Source organism: uncultured Tateyamaria sp. (assembly GCF_947503385.1).
In the GTDB taxonomy this organism is placed as follows: domain Bacteria; phylum Pseudomonadota; class Alphaproteobacteria; order Rhodobacterales; family Rhodobacteraceae; genus Tateyamaria.
In genome coordinates, this window is record NZ_CANNDO010000002.1 from 194,367 (window position 1) to 212,004 (window position 17,638).

22 protein-coding genes are annotated in these 17,638 nt (G+C 58.7%); 15 read left to right on the plus strand and 7 right to left on the minus strand.

The genetic code is table 11. The features are described from left to right. The first annotated feature begins 86 nt into the window (after positions 1-86). On the plus strand, positions 87-425 hold the full coding sequence (locus Q1A85_RS06850) for a hypothetical protein (protein ID WP_299686717.1): 339 nt from the start codon (positions 87-89) through the stop codon (positions 423-425). 35 nt (positions 426-460) lie between these two features. Here Q1A85_RS06850 and Q1A85_RS06855 read toward each other — a convergent pair whose 3' ends face one another. Next, positions 461-688, minus strand: a complete 228-nt coding sequence (locus Q1A85_RS06855) for a hypothetical protein (protein WP_299686719.1) — start codon at positions 686-688, stop codon at positions 461-463. 88 nt (positions 689-776) lie between these two features. Here Q1A85_RS06855 and Q1A85_RS06860 point away from each other — a divergent pair, with 88 nt between their 5' ends. Together Q1A85_RS06860 and Q1A85_RS06865 are read left to right on the plus strand one after the other, a co-directional pair. After that, positions 777-1,118 (plus strand): hypothetical protein, encoded by a 342-nt coding sequence (locus tag Q1A85_RS06860; RefSeq protein WP_299686721.1) that lies wholly within the window; start codon positions 777-779, stop codon positions 1,116-1,118. 155 nt (positions 1,119-1,273) lie between these two features. Further along, complete coding sequence (locus Q1A85_RS06865) at positions 1,274-2,044, plus strand: hypothetical protein (protein WP_299686723.1); 771 nt, start codon at positions 1,274-1,276, stop codon at positions 2,042-2,044. On the opposite strand, the gene Q1A85_RS06870 is transcribed toward Q1A85_RS06865, so the two are convergent. Next, positions 1,959-2,747, minus strand: a complete 789-nt coding sequence (locus Q1A85_RS06870) for a hypothetical protein (protein ID WP_299686724.1) — start codon at positions 2,745-2,747, stop codon at positions 1,959-1,961. The genes Q1A85_RS06865 and Q1A85_RS06870 overlap by 86 nt on opposite strands. A gap of 147 nt (positions 2,748-2,894) precedes the next feature. Here Q1A85_RS06870 and Q1A85_RS06875 point away from each other — a divergent pair, with 147 nt between their 5' ends. From Q1A85_RS06875 to Q1A85_RS06915, 10 genes are all read left to right on the plus strand, one after another. Continuing rightward, the gene (locus tag Q1A85_RS06875; RefSeq protein ID WP_299686725.1) at positions 2,895-3,233 is read left to right on the plus strand and encodes a hypothetical protein; all 339 of its coding nucleotides are present in this window, start codon (positions 2,895-2,897) and stop codon (positions 3,231-3,233) included. Beyond that, positions 3,230-3,499, plus strand: coding sequence for a hypothetical protein (locus Q1A85_RS06880; protein ID WP_299686726.1), 270 nt, complete (start codon positions 3,230-3,232; stop codon positions 3,497-3,499). Before Q1A85_RS06875 ends, Q1A85_RS06880 begins: the two co-directional genes overlap by 4 nt. Next, a complete protein-coding gene (locus Q1A85_RS06885) occupies positions 3,496-3,666 on the plus strand; it encodes a hypothetical protein (RefSeq protein WP_299686728.1) in 171 nt (56 codons plus the stop codon). The genes Q1A85_RS06880 and Q1A85_RS06885 overlap by 4 nt, the downstream gene beginning before the upstream one ends. 125 nt (positions 3,667-3,791) lie before the next feature. Continuing rightward, positions 3,792-4,031 (plus strand): hypothetical protein, encoded by a 240-nt coding sequence (locus Q1A85_RS06890; protein WP_299686730.1) that lies wholly within the window; start codon positions 3,792-3,794, stop codon positions 4,029-4,031. Then, on the plus strand, positions 4,028-4,294 hold the full coding sequence (locus tag Q1A85_RS06895; protein WP_299686732.1) for a hypothetical protein: 267 nt from the start codon (positions 4,028-4,030) through the stop codon (positions 4,292-4,294). The genes Q1A85_RS06890 and Q1A85_RS06895 overlap by 4 nt, the downstream gene beginning before the upstream one ends. 8 nt (positions 4,295-4,302) lie before the next feature. Then, complete coding sequence (locus Q1A85_RS06900; protein ID WP_299686734.1) at positions 4,303-4,644, plus strand: hypothetical protein; 342 nt, start codon at positions 4,303-4,305, stop codon at positions 4,642-4,644. 31 nt (positions 4,645-4,675) lie between these two features. Next, positions 4,676-4,954 carry a helix-turn-helix domain-containing protein gene (locus Q1A85_RS22960; protein WP_366140567.1) on the plus strand — a complete coding sequence of 93 codons (279 nt, stop codon included), beginning with the start codon at positions 4,676-4,678 and terminating at the stop codon, positions 4,952-4,954. Next, positions 4,846-5,892 carry a site-specific integrase gene (locus tag Q1A85_RS06905; protein WP_299686736.1) on the plus strand — a complete coding sequence of 349 codons (1,047 nt, stop codon included), beginning with the start codon at positions 4,846-4,848 and terminating at the stop codon, positions 5,890-5,892. The genes Q1A85_RS22960 and Q1A85_RS06905 overlap by 109 nt, the downstream gene beginning before the upstream one ends. 185 nt (positions 5,893-6,077) lie before the next feature. Continuing rightward, positions 6,078-6,341, plus strand: a complete 264-nt coding sequence (gene nrtS, locus Q1A85_RS06910) for a nitrate/nitrite transporter NrtS (RefSeq protein WP_299686738.1) — start codon at positions 6,078-6,080, stop codon at positions 6,339-6,341. Positions 6,342-6,488: 147 nt separating this feature from the next. After that, the gene (locus Q1A85_RS06915; protein ID WP_299686740.1) at positions 6,489-7,784 is read left to right on the plus strand and encodes an ATP-binding protein; all 1,296 of its coding nucleotides are present in this window, start codon (positions 6,489-6,491) and stop codon (positions 7,782-7,784) included. On the opposite strand, the gene Q1A85_RS06920 is transcribed toward Q1A85_RS06915, so the two are convergent. From Q1A85_RS06920 to zwf, 4 genes are all read right to left on the minus strand, one after another. Next, a complete protein-coding gene (locus Q1A85_RS06920; RefSeq protein ID WP_299686742.1) occupies positions 7,781-9,400 on the minus strand; it encodes a long-chain fatty acid--CoA ligase in 1,620 nt (539 codons plus the stop codon). The genes Q1A85_RS06915 and Q1A85_RS06920 overlap by 4 nt on opposite strands. Positions 9,401-9,487: 87 nt before the next feature. After that, on the minus strand, positions 9,488-11,062 hold the full coding sequence (gene pgi / locus Q1A85_RS06925; protein ID WP_299686743.1) for a glucose-6-phosphate isomerase: 1,575 nt from the start codon (positions 11,060-11,062) through the stop codon (positions 9,488-9,490). Positions 11,063-11,066: 4 nt separating this feature from the next. Continuing rightward, positions 11,067-11,735, minus strand: a complete 669-nt coding sequence (gene pgl, locus Q1A85_RS06930; RefSeq protein WP_299686744.1) for a 6-phosphogluconolactonase — start codon at positions 11,733-11,735, stop codon at positions 11,067-11,069. Further along, positions 11,732-13,177: a glucose-6-phosphate dehydrogenase gene (zwf, locus tag Q1A85_RS06935; RefSeq protein ID WP_299686745.1), complete on the minus strand. Its 1,446-nt coding sequence runs from the start codon at positions 13,175-13,177 to the stop codon at positions 11,732-11,734. The genes pgl and zwf overlap by 4 nt, the downstream gene beginning before the upstream one ends. A gap of 187 nt (positions 13,178-13,364) precedes the next feature. On the opposite strand from zwf, the gene Q1A85_RS06940 reads away from it, so the two are divergent. Further along, complete coding sequence (locus Q1A85_RS06940) at positions 13,365-14,312, plus strand: radical SAM protein (RefSeq protein WP_299686746.1); 948 nt, start codon at positions 13,365-13,367, stop codon at positions 14,310-14,312. 81 nt (positions 14,313-14,393) lie between these two features. Here the strand turns inward: Q1A85_RS06940 and Q1A85_RS06945 are convergent, their stop codons facing one another. Then, a complete protein-coding gene (locus tag Q1A85_RS06945) occupies positions 14,394-14,663 on the minus strand; it encodes an usg protein (protein ID WP_299686747.1) in 270 nt (89 codons plus the stop codon). A 190-nt stretch (positions 14,664-14,853) separates the two neighbouring features. Here Q1A85_RS06945 and gyrA point away from each other — a divergent pair, with 190 nt between their 5' ends. Beyond that, entirely contained in the window at positions 14,854-17,604 is a 2,751-nt protein-coding gene (gyrA, locus tag Q1A85_RS06950; RefSeq protein WP_299686748.1) for a DNA gyrase subunit A, read from the plus strand. Positions 17,605-17,638: the final 34 nt, after the last annotated feature.

The following is a 17,638-nucleotide window of genomic DNA, read 5'->3' on the forward strand; positions in this document are numbered from 1 at the left end:
TGTCCCCACAGCGGCAGCGGGGCGTGACAGTTCCCGCGCCGGTGGTTAGCGTTCAGACAGCGTCCAGAAGTGCGAGGAAAAGATTGATGAAACGACTTGTGTCTACGGTGCTGGCAACCATCACTTGCCTGTATGCCCACGGTGAACGCGCAACCGCAGGAACACCTAACACCGAACTGACAGCAAATATGATATTGTTTGCGCAGAACCTTGGATGCATCGGATTCAATGACGTTATGCAGTCCAAAGAAAAATTCGCGGAAGTCAGTATGATCGTTGCCGGGATCGTCGTCGGTGCCGCTGCGCAAAAGTATGGCGTCGGTCAACCAACAACCGAACAGATCGCTGCTTCGATGGCCTACGCTGTATTTGCGTGTGCAGAAAACGAAGGCAAATCCTTGTCCGAGGTAATGAGCGGCTTCTGAAACCGTCGCGACGATGGATGCGTGCAACGCTGCGGTCATTCTGCAGCGACCCTGGCGCGCTTTTGTTCTTCCAAAAGCAACTGAGTTTCCAACTCGTCCAACCGTTCCAGTTCTTCGCTTTCTCGATCACTGCGGCGACGAAGCTGACCAAGCTTCTTACTGTCCTTGAATGCGCGCCCACAGATTGTTGTGGCCATCAGACCGAAGCGTTCAGCCAGACTTTCTACTTTCTTTAGGACGGGATTTTCGGGTTCGCTCGACATGGCGTGAGCATATGGGCAATTGCCCGCATCTTGTCAAGCGGGCTATTCTATGTTTGTAATGGGCCATTGCCCACTGTAAATTTCACACATGAACACAAACCCTATTGCCAACCGCCTTGATGAACTCTTGGAACAACGAAACGAGACACGGCGCAGCATGGCTCTTGGCAGCGGCGTGCAATATGACCGACTGAACGTGCTTTGGCGACGCCCCGGCGCTAAGCCAAACGCAGACGACACTGCTAAGCTGGCGCGCTATCTGGAAACGACAGCAGACTGGATCCTTAACGGTGGTGACCAGCCGTCAACACACGCAGCCCTTCGCGCGCAAGCCTCTGAAGAATTAAGTCTTCTATCTGAGGCAGAGCTTCGTGCGCTGCTAATCGGGATACAAGCGCGTCGCGTTGCGTCCCGTGCGGCAAACGATTGATTTCTTCAAGCAAAACGACGGCAGAATCGAGCGTCATTACTGTCCCTTTGGGTTAAACATCTTTCACATTGTTGAGTGGCAGCTTGACGTTAATCCGCACGGTTAATTCTAGTAAAGCTTGCATTGTCCGCTGTCTGTAATTACAGACATACGATATGACAAACAACAATTTTTCGTCGCCAGAGGCAACGATAGCATATTACCTAAAGGAAACCTCGCAAAGCCTACGCACGCTAGAGGCGAACACTGGATTGAACAAATCTCGACTGTCCGACCTAAAAAACCAGAAGGGCAAAGGTCTCTTGGTAACAGAAGCAATTATCCTGGCGGACGCGCTTGGCGTTCCCCGGTCAAGCCTTGTTCCATTGGAAAGGTCACTGACTATCACCTCTTCGCAAAGCGAAGCTGCGGCAAAGCTTGGGCAGGCAATGTCGTCAGCCATTAAACAAAACGTAGACGCATTCGGTGATTTGCTTTCGACAGACGCGGTTGAGGCATGGTATTTCTCTACGGGCGGACGTCTCGTCGACATGCCAGAGATCACGCCCCACCTATTATTGTTTAAGACAACAAATCTGGACAGCAAGATGCCAGAAGTGTTGCAGGTCGGCGAAAGGTGTCTCGCGGCCGACCGCATCGGAACCGATTTGGCACGAGTTGAAAAATACATTGGCTACCTAAGCGAAGCCCGACCAGAAACCATTGAATGCTATAATCGTGCCGCCAGCGAGAACACGGTGCAAACTCACTACCGGACTGTTGCGTTTCGAAACGCGGATGTGCCTTACATATTGGTCTACAAGACTGTCCTCATGCCGGTGACTGACGTGACAGACAGGTTCATTTGGAACTTCTCAAAGTGCGTTTCGGTGCGTCCTGCAACCGCCGCAGAATTGGCGGATTCGTCAATTCCTGAGGGTGCCTGACATAGTAGGACAGCTGGCTTCGCCAATCATCGCGACTTAAAAGCGACAATTGTTCTGTGTCTTCGCGGCCGGGTGGTGGATTTGTCCAGATCTGCGCTCCTGGGATACTTCCTGAGACAAAACCGTATTGGTCTACCTTTCCAGCCAATGCGTGGCGTCGCCAGTGGAACGCATACATGAACTCCGCGTTTTGCCATTGAGCGAAAACCAAGCTATGGGCGTAGTTACAAAAGCACATGGTTTTGGCAGGATCGCCGCGATGGTCGACGTGAAACCAGAAATCACCGGCGTGAATGTTCGGACCTGTAACCTGATGGATACGGCGCGGTGCGTCTGGCCTGATCTTGGTCTCTGTCTTGCTGCCATTGAAATGTCGACGAAACAGTGATTCCAGATACGACGCCAATGTCTTTTGCCCAAGATCATCGAAGCGAAAGCCAAGCGTTCCAACCAATTGACCGTTGAACCTCAATACCACCCAACGACTGTTGGCCTCCGTAAAATCATTCATATGGTGCGACATCATTGGCGTTGGCGCATGACGCCCCGCGTCACGCATTTCACGCTCAAGATCGTCGTCTATGACAGTATCGGTCACGTAGTAACCGCGCTCAGACAGAACACCCAGGCACACCGAAGTCACCGAAAATAGTTCTGAATCGATCACGCCACGGCCTCCAATTACAGCTTGATTATTGCCCATATCACCTCTTTCCCATCACATTTTTTCGGCGGTTTTTGACCTGCCCATCATAATGTGGGCATTTTGTGAGGGCAATTGCCCGTATTTTTAGCTTGCATGTGGGCAATTGCCCAGCATATACGATATCACAAATCATGCGAGGTTCACATGTCCACAACAGACAACGTCGTCAAAATCCACACACGATCCAATGAAGGCGCTCCAGCCGGTAACGGTCAACGTCCCCGCGAGGACCTGACAGCCTGCCAATTACTGGATCTTCGCGACGCCTGTCTTTTGGCCCGTCGAATCTTCTACCGTGTCGAACAGGGGCAAACAGGTCTGAACCTTGTGCAATCATCAACCGGTTTGAACGGCGGCGACTTTGACCAAAACGACGAAGGTTACAGCTTTGTCTATCGCGGGTTTGCAGGCACGCGTTGCAAATCACCTTTCGGCGCAATCATCATTTGGGCACACCAAGTTGTCGCGGGGGATGTGCTGTGAACTTCGACATTCCCCGCATCCGCGCCACCGTCGATCTGGTCGAAAGCATCGCGCCCGAAGACCGGCTGTTGCACATGAAAAATCTCTGCGTCAACAACGGGATCTGGACCGTGCCCGAGGACCCAAAAAAATACGCGCCCGTGCTGTTTGAGATTGGGTTGTTCGGAGTTTCCGCAATCTCGGGCGACGTCGCTCAATTGCCACGCAATTGGTTATTCGCAGCCCGGAACGTGCTGGAACAACACGCACAGGAGGCCGCAGCGTGAAAACCATTGGCCAAATGCTCGAAGCGAACAACCGCGATGTCCGGCGACGCCGGTTCTGGGCGTGGTTCGATCAACAGCTTTTCCGGCTCAGCATCATTGCTGCCGTCTACGGCGCGGTATGGTTCCTTCTAATCACGGCGCGCGCAGCTTTGCTGCAGCAACAATGAATCGCCCGACAGTCGCGTATCCTCCCCAATGCGCGCACGGGCAATCGCAGGCCCGGTGACAGGCAAAGTCGTCACTCACGCGAAAAGGACACCGGGCCTGCATTTTAACCACAAGAGGACCACCCATGCAGCCAATGCGCATTTCGAACGCGACACGCACCCTTGCCGAAGATCAGGACGAATACATGGCTCTAGCCATCCGTGACGAAGTGATCGATGGGGTGAACCACATGACATCGCTTTGGGAACCAACGCCCGCAGAACTGGAACACCTCAAAGGTGGTGGCAGTATCAGGCTCACTATCCTAGGCACGATGCACCCGCCCGTGTCGATGTCCACGCAGCCCGCGCCTTCGGAACAATGACCCAAAACACAATAACCCTTGCCGATCCGCACGCGCGCGACCGCAAAGTGCAGGAAGTCGTGTTGCGCTTGGTCGAAGCCTTTGCCTTTCGAGAAGCGCGCGCAGTCCTCGACGCGCGGCTTAAACAGATTGCAGCGGCCAAGGATACACACATAGAACGGCTGTTTCTGGAGTGGCGGGAACAACCACCAGAAACACGCGGCGACTTCCTGACCTATGCCCACCACCGCCGTGAACCTCTTTTGGCTTCACCGGGCGATTGACGGCTTGCATGACTCACGCGAACGCTCAAACGCCCTTTACGCCCAAGCGCGGCAGAATGACGATGCATGGCGAGGCTGAACGCCTTCCTGCGCTGCGTCCGGGCTTCTGCGACTATTGCGGTAAGCCACTTTCAAAACAGGCAAAGGCGCGTCATGCACGGTTCTGCCAGGCGAAATGCCGCGAACACTGGTGGATCATGGCCCGCAACCGCGGCGCGCAGTTGTATCAGATGCTCAGGATCTGGCGACGCGATCGAGGTCGAAGCGGGACGCGCGGCGCGAGAATGCTGGGCCGTATCACCAGCCTTATCGACGCTTGGGTGCGTTTCGACAAGGAAGACGCAGAATGATCTGCAACACGAAAACCTGCCGGGGCGTGCTGTGAACCGTCTATTGACCCCATCCGAGGCGGCAGACGTGCTGCAGGTCTGTCAAAAGACCTTGCAACAGTGCCGGTCGTTGGGGTTACGGTACGTCCAAATAACGCGTGGCGCGATCCGGTATAAGCCAGAGGATCTACAAGAGTTCATCGAAGCGAGGACGATTCAAGAATGCCGTTCCGAAAAAAGGGCTCGAAAAACTGGCACTATGACTTCCAATTCAAAGGTCGTCGATTTTATGGGTCTTGCGAAACCGACAACTTCCAAGACGCGAAACTAGTTGAGGCCGAGGCGAGGACAGCCGCCAAAATTGCGCAACGCCCACGAACGGACTACACCTTATCCGAAGCGATCGGCACGTACTACACCGACATCTGTCAGCACCAGCCAAGCGCAAGCACCAGCTACTCGCAAGGCAAGATGGTCCTTGCAGATATAGATGGCGGAATATTCATTGGCGACCTCGACAACGGGGACCTAATGGCATTCGTCGCAAAATCGCGTGCGACGCAGTCAAACGGGTACGTCAACCGGAAGGTTGAATTCCTATCGCGAGCCATCAGGCACATGGGAAAATTCTACAAGGCCCGCCTGCCGGATCTCGACTACGCCGCCGTGAGAACGAAAGAACCGCAAGAGGTCGTGCGGGAACTGACCAAGGACGAAGAGCGGCGCCTATTCAAACACCTGCGACCTGACCTGCATTTTATGGTGCGGTTCGCCCTTATGACCGGCGCGCGACAAAAGGCAATTTTTAATTTGCGGTGGTCAGACATTGGTGACACCCACTTGACGCTGGCGGGCGAACACAATGGGAAACCGCCCTACAAGTTTCGCATTTCGCGGCCGTTGCGTGCGTTCCTGACAAGCCTGCCGAAGTCGAACGTGTTGGCGCATCGCGACTTTGTGTTCACATGGATTGATCGTCACGGAAACCGACGGCCATTCAACCAGAATAACCACTGGATGTGGGATCGGGCATTTGTCGCGGCCGAGATCGAAAACTTTAGGTTCCATGATTTCCGGCACACATTCGCCACACGCATGTTAAGGCACACCGGCAACCTGAAACTGGTGTCGCGCTTGCTGGGCCATCGAAGCATTGATACGACCGTCAAATACGCGCATGTGCTGGATGCCGATTTCGAGGATGCGCTTGAGGGCTTTTACAACCTCACTCCCGCAGAAATTCCCGCAGCTTCGGGAAAAAGTGAATAATTTCAACGTAGAACAAAAACTTCCCAAGCTTTAGTTACGGGTTCGATTCCCGTTACCCGCTCCAAAACTCTTCTACGTTTACTGCCGATCTGTGCATAAATGCGCAGGCATGACGCAATCACAGCTGCGTGCATCGCGGGCCCGCGGTCTTGCGACGCAACGGGTGTTCGTCCAACTCAACAGACATGAACACAACCGCTTCAAATCCGCCGTCCTTCTGGACCATTGCCGCCTCCCCCGCCGTTGTGCGGCGTGCCGCGCGCATCGCGCTTGTTGTCGGGGTCGTTATCGCCCTGATCAATCACGGTGACAAAATGATGTCTGCCGCGATGGACGGGATGAGTTGGTTGAAATGTGCGATGACCTTTTTGGTGCCGTATTGCGTATCGACATATTCCTCTGTGCAGGCCATGCGCGACCGGATGCGCGACGAAACAAGGCCTGTCTGATTTCTACAATGGGTTGAAAATACACACGTTTGGCGCAAAACACTGGCATCGCCTGCAATCTCAGGTAGGGTGACGCCAAGTCACGCCAGTGTGTGATGAGTGCGAGTGCCTCGTTTTTCACCAACACATTTTGAACATGTATTTCAGATGACGTCTGTCGCACGCGTAACCGAAATTTTCGACGATGTTCGAAGCACCGAGCGCATCTTGAGCGTCGAGTTCATGATCCGGTTTACGCTTGTCTTTGTCGCCTGCGGCTGTGGGTGGCTGCTGCTGGGTCTTGATCTGCTGCCCCTGTGGGTCATGGCCTACTATGCTTGTGTCATGTTGGAACGCCACGTTGTGTCGCTGCCCGTGGGCCGCGACCCGACGCGGGCCTTTGTGCGGCTGTGGCTTGTCAGCTTTGTCTTGGCATCCGTTTATGCGGCGCTGCCGGTCTATGTATGGTTCATGGACCATCAGGTCTGGCAATTCGCCACTGGCGTGCTGCTGACGGGTGCCGCGCTCAACATCTTTTTGCTGCGGGCGCGCAACTGGGTGCTGGGCCTTGCCTATCTGATCCCTGTCTGCGGCGCGACGTTCATTATCACGGCATCTTTCTTTGAGGCGCCGTGGGGTGGTCCGTTTTTCTGGTCGATGATGGTGCTGTGCACGTGCTTGGCCATCTATTTCGGCGTATGCCTGTGGGAGGCGGACCGCGCCAATGCCGAGTTGAAAAAGACGCGCGCGCAGTTCCTGCAAGCCCAAAAGGTCGAGGCGCTTGGCACGCTGACAAGCGGTGTGGCCCATGACTTCAACAATCTGCTTAGCGTGGTGCAAGGCAATCTGGAATTGCTGCAAACCTATCCCGATGCGCCGGATCGCGGCGAATTCCTCGATGCCGCCCTAGAGGCCACGCGGCGCGGGGCGCAATTGACGCGGCAACTGACCAGCTATGGCCGCAAGGCCGAGATGTGGCCAAAGCGGATGGCACCATCAGAGGCGCTGCACGGAATAAAAAAAATCGCCAAACGGGTGCTGCCTGCGAACATCGCGCTGCGGCTGCACCCAAGCCCAACAGACAGCACGATCCTGATTGATGAAACGATGCTGCAATCTGCGCTGCTGAACCTCGTCATCAATGCACGCGATGCCATGCCCGAAGGGGGGACATTGCGCATTGACGTAGTGGACCCCGCCCTTCCTCCGGATGACCTGTCGCCCGTCGCAAGCTCCGGCTACATCGCGTTTGAAGTCAGCGACACGGGCACCGGGATACCAGACGACATTCTGGCCAAGATCCGCGACCCGTTCTATTCCACCAAACCGAAGGGCGCAGGCAGCGGGCTGGGCTTGCCCATGGTCTGCGGGTTTGCCCAGCAATCGGGTGGCGATGTGACGATCACAAGCCGCGTGGGCAATGGCACGACTGTGTGCCTGATCCTGCCACGGGCCGCGCACTAGCCCATCAGCACGTCGCCATGCGCTTCGCGCAGCGTCCGTTTGAGCACCTTGCCCGTGGCGTTGCGCGGCAGGCTGTCGACAAAGATCACCTTGTCCGGCACCTGCCATTTGGCGATCTGGCCATCAAAGATCGACAGGATGTCCGCCTCGTCCGGGGTTTGCCCTTCGGCGGGCACAACGATCAGCACGGGCCGCTCATCCCATTTCTCGTGCCGCGCCCCGATGACGGCGGCATCTGCCAGCTTGTCGTGGCCAAGTGCGATGTTTTCGAGATCAACCGAGCTGATCCATTCGCCACCTGACTTGATGATGTCCTTGGACCGGTCCTTGATCGACAGATAGCCATCCGGGTCCAGCGTGGCGACGTCACCGGTTGGGAACCAACCGTTTTCCAGCGTGCTTTCGATGCTCTTGCGATAATAGTTGCTGAGAATCCAGTGCCCCCGCACATGCAGATCGCCCTGCGCCTCACCATCCTCGGGCAATGTGTTGCCCTGATCATCAACGATCTTCATCTCGACGCCCCATGGGGGACGTCCCTGATTTTCGCGCAGCGCCTGCTGTTCGGCGACGGGCAGGTCCAGATGCTTGGCCAGCGGCTGGTTCGAAGTGCCCAGTGGCGACATCTCGGTCATGCCCCAAGCGTGGATCAGTTCCACGTCATAGCGGTCGCGGAAGGTGGCAATCATGCTGGGCGGACAGGCTGACCCGCCCACCACCGTCCGCTTGAGACTGGTCAGCTCAGACCCGGCGGTACTAGCCGCGCCCAACAAACCCTGCCAGATCGTCGGAACCCCCAGCGCAATGGACACGCGGTATGTGTCGATCAGTTCCACCAGCGACGGGCCATCAAGACCGGGGCCCGGGAACACCATCCGCGCACCCACCTGCGCACAGGCATAGGGACAGCCCCACGCATTCACATGGAACATCGGCACCACGGGCAACACCACGTCGCGCGCCGAAAAGCCGATGCAATCGGGTGTGTTCGAGGCAAAGGCGTGCAGTACGGTCGACCGGTGGGAATAAAGCACACCCTTCGGGTGCCCCGTCGTGCCGGAGGTGTAGCACAGAGACGAGGCCGTATGTTCATCCAGCGCGGGCCATTCGAAATCCGGGGAACCCTTGTCGATCAACTCGTCATAAAACAGCAGGCCGTCGATGTCCTCCGCCAGCGCGTCGTCGCGGCCTTCCATCAGCACGATATGCTCGACCTCGGGAATCTGCGGGCGGATTGCCTTGACCAGCGGCACAAAGGTCCGGTCGATGAACAACACGCGATCTTCGGCGTGATGGATGATGTAAATCAGTTGCTCAGGAAACAGGCGCGGGTTGATCGTGTGGCAGACAAAGCCACCGCCGGAGACGCCAAAGTAGATCTCAAGATGCCGCCGGTTGTTCCACGCAATCGTGCCACACCGCGCCTGCGGACCAAGGCCCAGCTGCGTCAGCGCATCTGCCAGACGGCGGGCATTGCGCGCGACCTCGCCCCAGCTGGTTTCGGTTACGCCACCTGCGGTCTCCACCGACCAAAGGGCCGTCGCGCCATGGTACTTTGCCGCGTGATCCACCAGCGACGAAATCGTCAGCGGAAAGTTCATCATCTGGCCGTGCATCGGTGCCTCCCTCATACATGACGCATTCCACGCATCGTGCCTTGGGGCCGTGCACAGGTGCAAGCCAAATCAGGGGACGTGACCTGCCTAACCGCGCGCGCGCAACCAATCGACCAGCGCGGCTGTCGATGCGTCCTTGCAATCCGCAGATGCTTCGCCGTCGATGATCGGTTGCAGGGCCGTGGCCAGTTCCTTGCCCAGTTCAACACCCCACTGGTCATACGAGTTGATGCCGAGGATCACGCCTTCGACGAACACACGGTGCTCATAAAGCGCCACGATCTGGCCCAGCGTGAACGGATCAAGCTGTTCGTAGACCAGCGTGGTGGACGGGCGGTTGCCGTCGAACACGCGGTGCGCGGCCTGCCGTTCAAGACCTGCGCCCTCGAATTTATCCGCGATCTTGGCGCGCGCCTCATCCAGCGTGCGGCCCCGCATCAGCGCTTCCGACTGGGCAAGGCAATTGGCCATCAAGAGCGCGTGGTGATGCTGCAGGTCCGGTTCGTGCCCGCGCGCGGCCACAAGGAATTCGCAGGGGATCACGGATGTGCCCTGATGGATCAACTGATAGAACGCGTGCTGGCCATTGGTACCCGGCGCGCCCCAGACAATGGGGCCGGTGTCGCCCGGCACGCGGGTGCCGTCCATGGCAACGGATTTGCCGTTCGATTCCATCTCCAGCTGTTGCAGGTAGGCGGGCAACTGTCCCAGCCGCTGATCGTAGGGCAGCACCGCGCGGCTGGCATAGCCGCAGACCTGCCGGTGCCAGATGCCCACCAGCGCCAGCATCAGCGGCATGTTCTCCAGCCCTTCGGCGGCACAGAAATGCCGGTCCATGTCCTGCGCGCCGCGCAGGAAGGCGCGAAAACCCTCTGCACCAATGGCGATCATCAGGCTCAGGCCAATCGGACCCCAGACGGAGTACCGCCCCCCAACCCAGTCCTCAAAACCAAAGACACGTTCCGCCGGAATACCAAACTCGGCCGTCTTTTCGAGATTGGTCGACAGGGCCGCGAACTGCGCGGATGGGTCGCCGCCATGGTCCAGCATCCATGCCCGCGCGGTGCGGGCATTGGTCATCGTCTCGATTGTGGTGAACGTCTTGGAGGCGACAATGACGAGCGTCGTTGTAGCATCCAGCCCCCGCAGCACATCCGAAATATGCGCACCATCCACGTTGGACACAAAATGCGTGCGCGGCCCGTCGTGAAACGGGCTAAGCGCCTGCGCAGCCATCGCAGGCCCAAGGTCCGATCCGCCAATACCGATATTGACCACGTCCGTAATGGCGCTGCCGCGCAGCTCGGTCGCGTAACGCTCCATCCGGGCGAGCGTGTCCAGAACGCCGGGCATCACGTCCTGCCCGTCCACCATGACAGGGCCGCCATCAAGGTTGCGCAACGCGGTATGCAACACCGCGCGCCCTTCGGTTTCGTTGATCTTTGCACCCGCAAACATTGCGTCACGCCGTGCCGCCACCCCTGCCCCTTGGGCCAGTGCCAACAGCATGTCCCGCGTGTCGGCGTCGAGATTTGTCTTGGCATAATCAAAACGCATGGTCGCCGTTTCGACCGCAAAGCCGTCAGCGCGCGCGCCGTCGAAAAGGTCGAGAATGCGCCGCCCCTGCACGGCAGCGGCCCGCGCCTTCAATTCATCCCACATGGTCTTACTCCGCCCAGTGTACTGTCATGCCATCCAGAACAGCGCGCACCGGCGCCTCCACCGGATCAAGTGTCATTGCGCGGTCGAGGGCGGCACGTTTGTCCGCACCATAGATCACCAGATGTTTGGACATCGCCCCAGCCAGCGCCGGACCCGAAAACGAGATGCGCGGCTCCTGCCCGTCGACGGTGACCGGCACAACCAATGGCGCGTCTGCGGCCAGCATCGCCTCAAGCCCATCGGCCCCCGGAAACAGCGATGCGGTGTGCATGTCCGCGCCCATCCCAAGCAGCAGCAGCGAGATGGGCATTTCGCCGGCGAGGTCATCAGACAGCCCCGGTGCCGCTTCGGCGGGCGTCATGCCAGCGCGGTAAAATGGCACAAACCGTGCCGCACTGGCGCGCTCCACCATCAGACGTTCCTTGATCAGCTTGCCGTTGGAGCGGGCGTGATCCTCTGGCACCCAACGTTCGTCACTGAGCATCAGGTGCACGCGGTCCCACTCCAGATCGGCGGCGCACAACGTGTCAAAGATCGGCCCGGGCGTCGTGCCCCCAGGCACCACAAAAGACGCGAAAGGATGGACCAGCAAACAGTTCTTCAATTCGCTGGCCAGCACGTCCGCCAGCCCCATCACCAAAAGCTCGCGGTCAGGATATGTTTGCAGATTCATGGGGACACCTTTCTCCATACGCGTGTGTCGCGCGCCAGCAGTTGCACAGCATCCACCGGCCCTTCGCTGCCCGCATCATAGGTTTTGGGCACGTCACCGCGCGCCTCCCACCCTTGGATGATCGGGTCGGTCCACGCCCACGCGGCCTCGACCTCGTCGCCGCGCATGAACAGGGTCTGGTTGCCCCGGATCACATCCATGATAAGGCGTTCATACGCATCCGTCTGGTCCACCCCATCCGCACCAAGCGCGTCGGCAAAGGACATGTCCAGCGGCACATCCACCAGCCGCATCCCGCCCGGTCCCGGTTCCTTGATCGTAACGCCCAGAGTGATCCCCTCGTTCGGCTGCAAACGGATCGACAGGACATTGCGGTGATCCGATTGCTCGCCAAAGATCGAATGGTTCAGTTCTTTGAACACGACGGTGATCTCGCTCGACCGCGCTTTGAGCTGTTTGCCCGTGCGCAGATAGAACGGCGTGCCCGCCCATCGCCAGTTCGAGATGCCGACCTTGAGCGCCACATAGCTTTCCGTGCGCGATTGCGGATCGCCCGCCGCCTCACGGTAGCTGGGGTTGTCCGGACCCGCGTCATACTGCCCCCGCACAATATGGTGCGGCGCCACGGGGTCGAGTGCGCGGATCACTTTCAGCTTTTCGTCGCGCACCGCGTCAGGATCAAACTTGGACGGCGGCTCCATGGCGATCAGGCACAAAAGCTGCATCAGGTGGTTCTGCACCATGTCGCGCATCGCACCCGATTTGTCATAGTATTCGCCCCGCCCCCCGACGCCCACAGTCTCGGCCACGGTGATCTGGATATGGTCCACGTATTGGCTGTTCCACAGCGGCTCGAACAGCATATTGCCAAAGCGGACCGCCATCAGGTTCTGCACCGTCTCTTTGCCCAGATAGTGGTCAATCCGGTAAATCTGGCTCTCGTCAAAAAAGGCGGCCAGGTCGCGGTTCAGCGCCTTGGCCGACGCCAGATCGCGGCCAAAGGGTTTTTCCACCACGATGCGGCTGTCCTGATCGGTCAGACCGTGCTGGTTCAGCCGTTCGGCCAAATCGCCAAAAAGGCTGGGTCCAACCGAAAAGTAGAAGGCCCGCACCACACCGGTGCGCATCATCGCTGCCATCTCGCGCCAGCCGTTTTCGCCGCGCGCATCGATGGTCACATAGTCGAGCCGTTCGAGAAATCCGGGCAGGTCGTCCCGCGACGTGTCGCCCACAAACTCTTCCACAGCGTCTGCGACAAAGGCGCGATAGCCTTCGGCATCCATTTCGCCGCGCGCCGCACCGATCACCCGCGCATCCTCAGGCATCTGGCCCGCACAGAACCGCCGATAGAGGCCCGGCAGGATCTTGCGCCGCGCCAGATCGCCCGTGCCACCAAAGATCACGAGGTCAAAAGCCTCCACCGGGATAACGCGCGAGACCATGGGATACTCCTCAAAATGTTTGCGCTATCTGTAACAGATTCAACTCACTATACAACGGCCAAGGCGTCGCACTGCCCGCGCCTCGCCCACTCTATCACAAAGCCGTCAAACGCCCCACCACGGCTTTCCTCTTGCCGGTGTCAAAGCTAGGTCTACTGTCACCCGAACCTGACACCGGAAGACCCATATGAAAGACCTCGCTCTTGCCAACGCAGGCAAGTTCCAAGATCCCGACGTGACAGCCAAAGGCGAGGCGCGCGCCAAGGTGTCCCTGACCCACCCCGAAACGCTGTGGTTCAACACTGGCACGCTCTGCAATATCACTTGTGCAAATTGCTACATCGAAAGCTCGCCCACAAATGATGCGCTGGTCTACATCACCGCTGATGAGGTCGCGGGCTATCTCGATCAGCTTTACCAACGCAAATGGGACGTCCGCGAAATCGCCTTTACCGGCGGCGAGCCGTTCATGAACCCCGAAATCATCGAGATGATCCGCCGCCCATTGGCCTTGGGCTACGAGGTTCTGGTACTGACCAACGCCATGTCCCCGATGATGCGTCCCCGGATGCAAGAGGGCGTCACAGAGCTGGTCAAAGGCTACGGTGACAGGCTGACCTTCCGGGTCAGTCTCGACCATCATTCCGCAGCCATACACGATCTTGAACGGGGCGCGGGCGCTTTTGAGAAGTCGCGCAAGGGAATGCGTTGGCTGGCCGGGATCGGTGCGCGGCTTGCCATTGCCGGACGGATCGAACTGGCCGAAAGCGAGGCCGAGGCGCGCGCCGGATATGCCGCACTCTTTGCAGCCGAAGGGTTTGACATCGACGCCGCAGATCCCGGCATGACGGTCCTGTTTCCCGAAATGGACCCGTCTGTGGAAGTGCCCGAGATCACGACAGCCTGTTGGGGCATCCTGAACAAGCACCCCGATGCGGTGATGTGCGCCTCCTCCCGCATGGTGGTCAAACGCAAGGGCGCGGCAAAGCCTGCGGTGCTGTCCTGCACCCTTTTGCCCTACGATCCCCAGTTCGAGATGGGCGAAACCCTCGCCGAAGCCGAAGCGGACGTGTCACTCAACCACCCCCATTGCGCCAAATTCTGCGTGCTGGGCGGGGCCAGTTGTTCGGCCTGACGACGGCGCGCAGGCGCATCTGGATGCGCCTGTCCATAATGATGTGCGCGCGTCAGCGCGCGCCTTTGGATCACGGCAACGTCAGTTCAGGAAAAACTCGCCCGTCACATGCCGCCACTCGCCCGCACGCACCATCTTGCGGTGGGTAAAGCGCACCGAATGCAGCGGCCCTTCGATCTTGTCCTGCCAAAAGGCGATGAACTCAAACAGCTTTGGATGATCCGGCGCCACATCATAATCCTGCCAGACAAAGCTGTTCAGGACCGAGGTGTAGTCCGGCATTCGGTAGAACATCTCTGCCGTGGTCAGCCCATACCCTTTCAGCATCAATTCGGTCTCGTTTTGTGCCATTTTGCACCCCATTTTTCTGCCCGTATCCGCAGTGCAGCACAAAAGAACTAAATATCCAATAAAAACAATATACTAGCACCGGAGATCTGCGGCTGCTAACAACTTCCCCCTTCCGGCATTGCACCTTATCTGTGGTTTCTGATAGACTGAAACGCAAGATATAGCTACGCGACAGAACGGGCAGATACACGTGAACGACACGCCGCAACCCCCTGAAAATGATGATGATTTGACGCCGGAACGGCCCGCCTATGACGGGCCCAGCGTGTCCATCGAAGACGAGATGCGCACGTCCTATCTGGACTACGCCATGTCGGTCATCGTCTCCCGCGCCATTCCCGATCTGCGTGACGGCCTGAAACCGGTGCACCGTCGCATCCTGTATGCGATGCACGAGACCGGCAACACACACGACAAGAGCTACCGCAAATCCGCCCGCCCCGTGGGCGACGTGATGGGGAAATACCACCCCCATGGCGACAGCGCGATTTACGATGCGCTGGTGCGCATGGCGCAGGATTTTTCCATGTCCTTGCCCCTTCTCGACGGCCAGGGCAACTTTGGCTCCATGGACGGCGATAACCCCGCCGCGATGCGCTATACCGAAGTGCGCATGGACAAGCCTGCCGCCTTTGTGCTGGCCGATATCGACAAGGATACGGTCGATTTTCAGGACAATTACGACGGCAAGGACCGCGAACCAACTGTTCTGCCCGCCCGCTTTCCCAACATGCTGGTCAACGGCGCAGGCGGCATCGCCGTTGGGATGGCCACCAACATCCCGCCTCACAATCTGGGCGAAGTGGTGGATGCATGTCTGGCCCTGATCGAAGATCCGGATCTCAGCTCCGAGCAACTCATCGAATATGTCCCCGGCCCCGACTTTCCAACCGGCGGCATCATGCTGGGCCGCTCCGGCGCGCGCAAAGCCTACCTCGAAGGCCGTGGCAGCGTCATCGTCCGTTCCAAGACCCGGGTCGAAGAAATCCGCCGCGACCGCTACGCCATTGTCATCGATGAAATCCCCTATCAGGTGAACAAGGCCACGATGATTGAACGCATCGCCGAGGCCGCGCGCGACAAGCGGATCGAAGGCATTTCGCACGTCCAGGACGAATCCGACCGCAACGGCGTCCGTGTGGTGGTCGAACTGAAACGCGACGCCACGGCCGAAGTGGTGCTGAACCAACTGTTCCGCTTCACCCCTATGCAGACGTCCTTTGGCTGCAACATGCTGGCCCTGAATGGCGGCCGGCCCGAGCAGTTGACCCTGCGCCGGTTCCTGACCTCTTTCCTCGATTTCCGCGAGGAAGTCGTTATTCGCCGCACCGCGTTTGACCTGCGCAAGGCGCGCGACCGCAGCCATATCCTGTGTGGTCTGGCCGTTGCCGTGTCCAATGTGGACGAAGTTGTGGCCACCATCCGCTCCTCTGCCGATGGGGCTGAGGCCCGCCAAAAACTGATGGAGCGCCGCTGGCCTGCCGCCGATATCGAAGACTATCTGCGCCTCATCGATGACCCGCTGTCGAAAATGCACGACGACGGCACCTATAACCTGACCGAAGTGCAGGCCCGCGCCATCCTCGACCTGCGCCTGCAACGCCTGACCCAGATCGGGGTCAAGGAGGTGACAGACGAACTTGAACAACTCGCCGCAAAGATCAAGGAATACTTGGAAATCCTCGGTTCACGCGAGCGGATCATGGGCATCATCGCCACCGAGCTGAGCGAGGTCAAAGACCTTTTTGCCGTGCCCCGCCGCACCGAGATCGTCGACTGGTCCGGCGACATGGAAGACGAGGACCTGATCGAGCGCGAGGACATGGTCGTGACCGTGACCTCGGGCGGCTACATCAAACGTACGGCCCTCGCTGATTTCCGCAGCCAGCGCCGCGGCGGCAAAGGCGTCGCCGGGATGCAGACCAAGGAAGAGGATGTGATCACCACCCTCTTCGTGGCCAACACCCATACGCAGCTGCTGTTCTTCACCACAGACGGGATGGTCTACAAGCTCAAGACATGGCGCTTGCCGCTGGGCGGGCGCACGTCAAAAGGCAAGGCGATCGTCAACATCCTGCCAATCCCGCAAGGGGTCAGCATCGCGGCCATCATGCCCGTGGACCGCGACGAAGATGATTGGGACGATTTGCAGGTCGTTTTTGCCACCGATCACGGCACGGTGCGCCGCAACAAACTGTCGGATTTCACCAACGTCAAAGCCAATGGCAAGATTGCGATGAAGTTCGAAGGCGACAGTGAAGGCTGGACGCTGATCAACGCACGCATTGCGTCGAATGATGATGACGTGATGCTGGTCACCAATTCCGGCCGCGCAATCCGCTTCCGCGCCGACGATGTGCGTGTGTTCAACAGCCGCGCCTCAACCGGTGTGCGTGGCATCCGCCTGTCGGGCGATGATCGTGTCGTGTCGATGTCCGTGATCCGGCATTTCGAGGCAACCTCGGACGAACGCGCCGCCTATCTCAAGATGCGCCGCGCCATGGCGGGTATCGCAGATGATCCCGACGCCGTGGACGAGGAAGAAGGCAATGCGGACATGCCACTGCCGCAGGACCGCTATGCCGAGATGTCCGCCGCCGAAAACCTGATCCTCACCATCACATCCGGCGGCGCAGGCAAGCTGTCGTCGTCGCAGGATTATCCGTTGCGCGGCCGCGGCGGCATGGGTGTCACCGCTTGGGACAAACGGATGCAGACGGGCAATATCGTCGCTTCGTTCCCGGTGGAAATGGACGACCAGATCATGCTCGCCACGTCCAAGGGCCAATCGATCCGCGTGCCCGTGGATGGCATCAGCTTCCGCTCGCGCAGCGCAGGCGGGGTCAAGGTGTTCAACACCGGCAAAGGCGAAGAAGTCGTAAGCGTCGCTTGGATCGCCGATCAAGGTGAGGACGACGCAACAGACACCACCGAGGACTGAGGCCTGAACCATAGGGGCTCAGGCCTCAGGTGTT

Coding starts and splice junctions, on each gene's coding strand:
- Q1A85_RS06850 (WP_299686717.1), top strand. CDS start 87: ATGAAACGACTTGTGTCTACGGTGCTGGCAACCATCACTTGCCTGTAT.
- Q1A85_RS06855 (WP_299686719.1), bottom strand. CDS start 688: ATGTCGAGCGAACCCGAAAATCCCGTCCTAAAGAAAGTAGAAAGTCTG.
- Q1A85_RS06860 (WP_299686721.1), top strand. CDS start 777: ATGAACACAAACCCTATTGCCAACCGCCTTGATGAACTCTTGGAACAA.
- Q1A85_RS06865 (WP_299686723.1), top strand. CDS start 1,274: ATGACAAACAACAATTTTTCGTCGCCAGAGGCAACGATAGCATATTAC.
- Q1A85_RS06870 (WP_299686724.1), bottom strand. CDS start 2,747: ATGGGCAATAATCAAGCTGTAATTGGAGGCCGTGGCGTGATCGATTCA.
- Q1A85_RS06875 (WP_299686725.1), top strand. CDS start 2,895: ATGTCCACAACAGACAACGTCGTCAAAATCCACACACGATCCAATGAA.
- Q1A85_RS06890 (WP_299686730.1), top strand. CDS start 3,792: ATGCAGCCAATGCGCATTTCGAACGCGACACGCACCCTTGCCGAAGAT.
- Q1A85_RS06895 (WP_299686732.1), top strand. CDS start 4,028: ATGACCCAAAACACAATAACCCTTGCCGATCCGCACGCGCGCGACCGC.
- Q1A85_RS06900 (WP_299686734.1), top strand. CDS start 4,303: ATGACTCACGCGAACGCTCAAACGCCCTTTACGCCCAAGCGCGGCAGA.
- Q1A85_RS06905 (WP_299686736.1), top strand. CDS start 4,846: ATGCCGTTCCGAAAAAAGGGCTCGAAAAACTGGCACTATGACTTCCAA.
- nrtS (WP_299686738.1), top strand. CDS start 6,078: ATGAACACAACCGCTTCAAATCCGCCGTCCTTCTGGACCATTGCCGCC.
- Q1A85_RS06915 (WP_299686740.1), top strand. CDS start 6,489: ATGACGTCTGTCGCACGCGTAACCGAAATTTTCGACGATGTTCGAAGC.
- Q1A85_RS06920 (WP_299686742.1), bottom strand. CDS start 9,400: ATGCACGGCCAGATGATGAACTTTCCGCTGACGATTTCGTCGCTGGTG.
- pgi (WP_299686743.1), bottom strand. CDS start 11,062: ATGTGGGATGAATTGAAGGCGCGGGCCGCTGCCGTGCAGGGGCGGCGC.
- pgl (WP_299686744.1), bottom strand. CDS start 11,735: ATGAATCTGCAAACATATCCTGACCGCGAGCTTTTGGTGATGGGGCTG.
- zwf (WP_299686745.1), bottom strand. CDS start 13,177: ATGGTCTCGCGCGTTATCCCGGTGGAGGCTTTTGACCTCGTGATCTTT.
- Q1A85_RS06940 (WP_299686746.1), top strand. CDS start 13,365: ATGAAAGACCTCGCTCTTGCCAACGCAGGCAAGTTCCAAGATCCCGAC.
- Q1A85_RS06945 (WP_299686747.1), bottom strand. CDS start 14,663: ATGGCACAAAACGAGACCGAATTGATGCTGAAAGGGTATGGGCTGACC.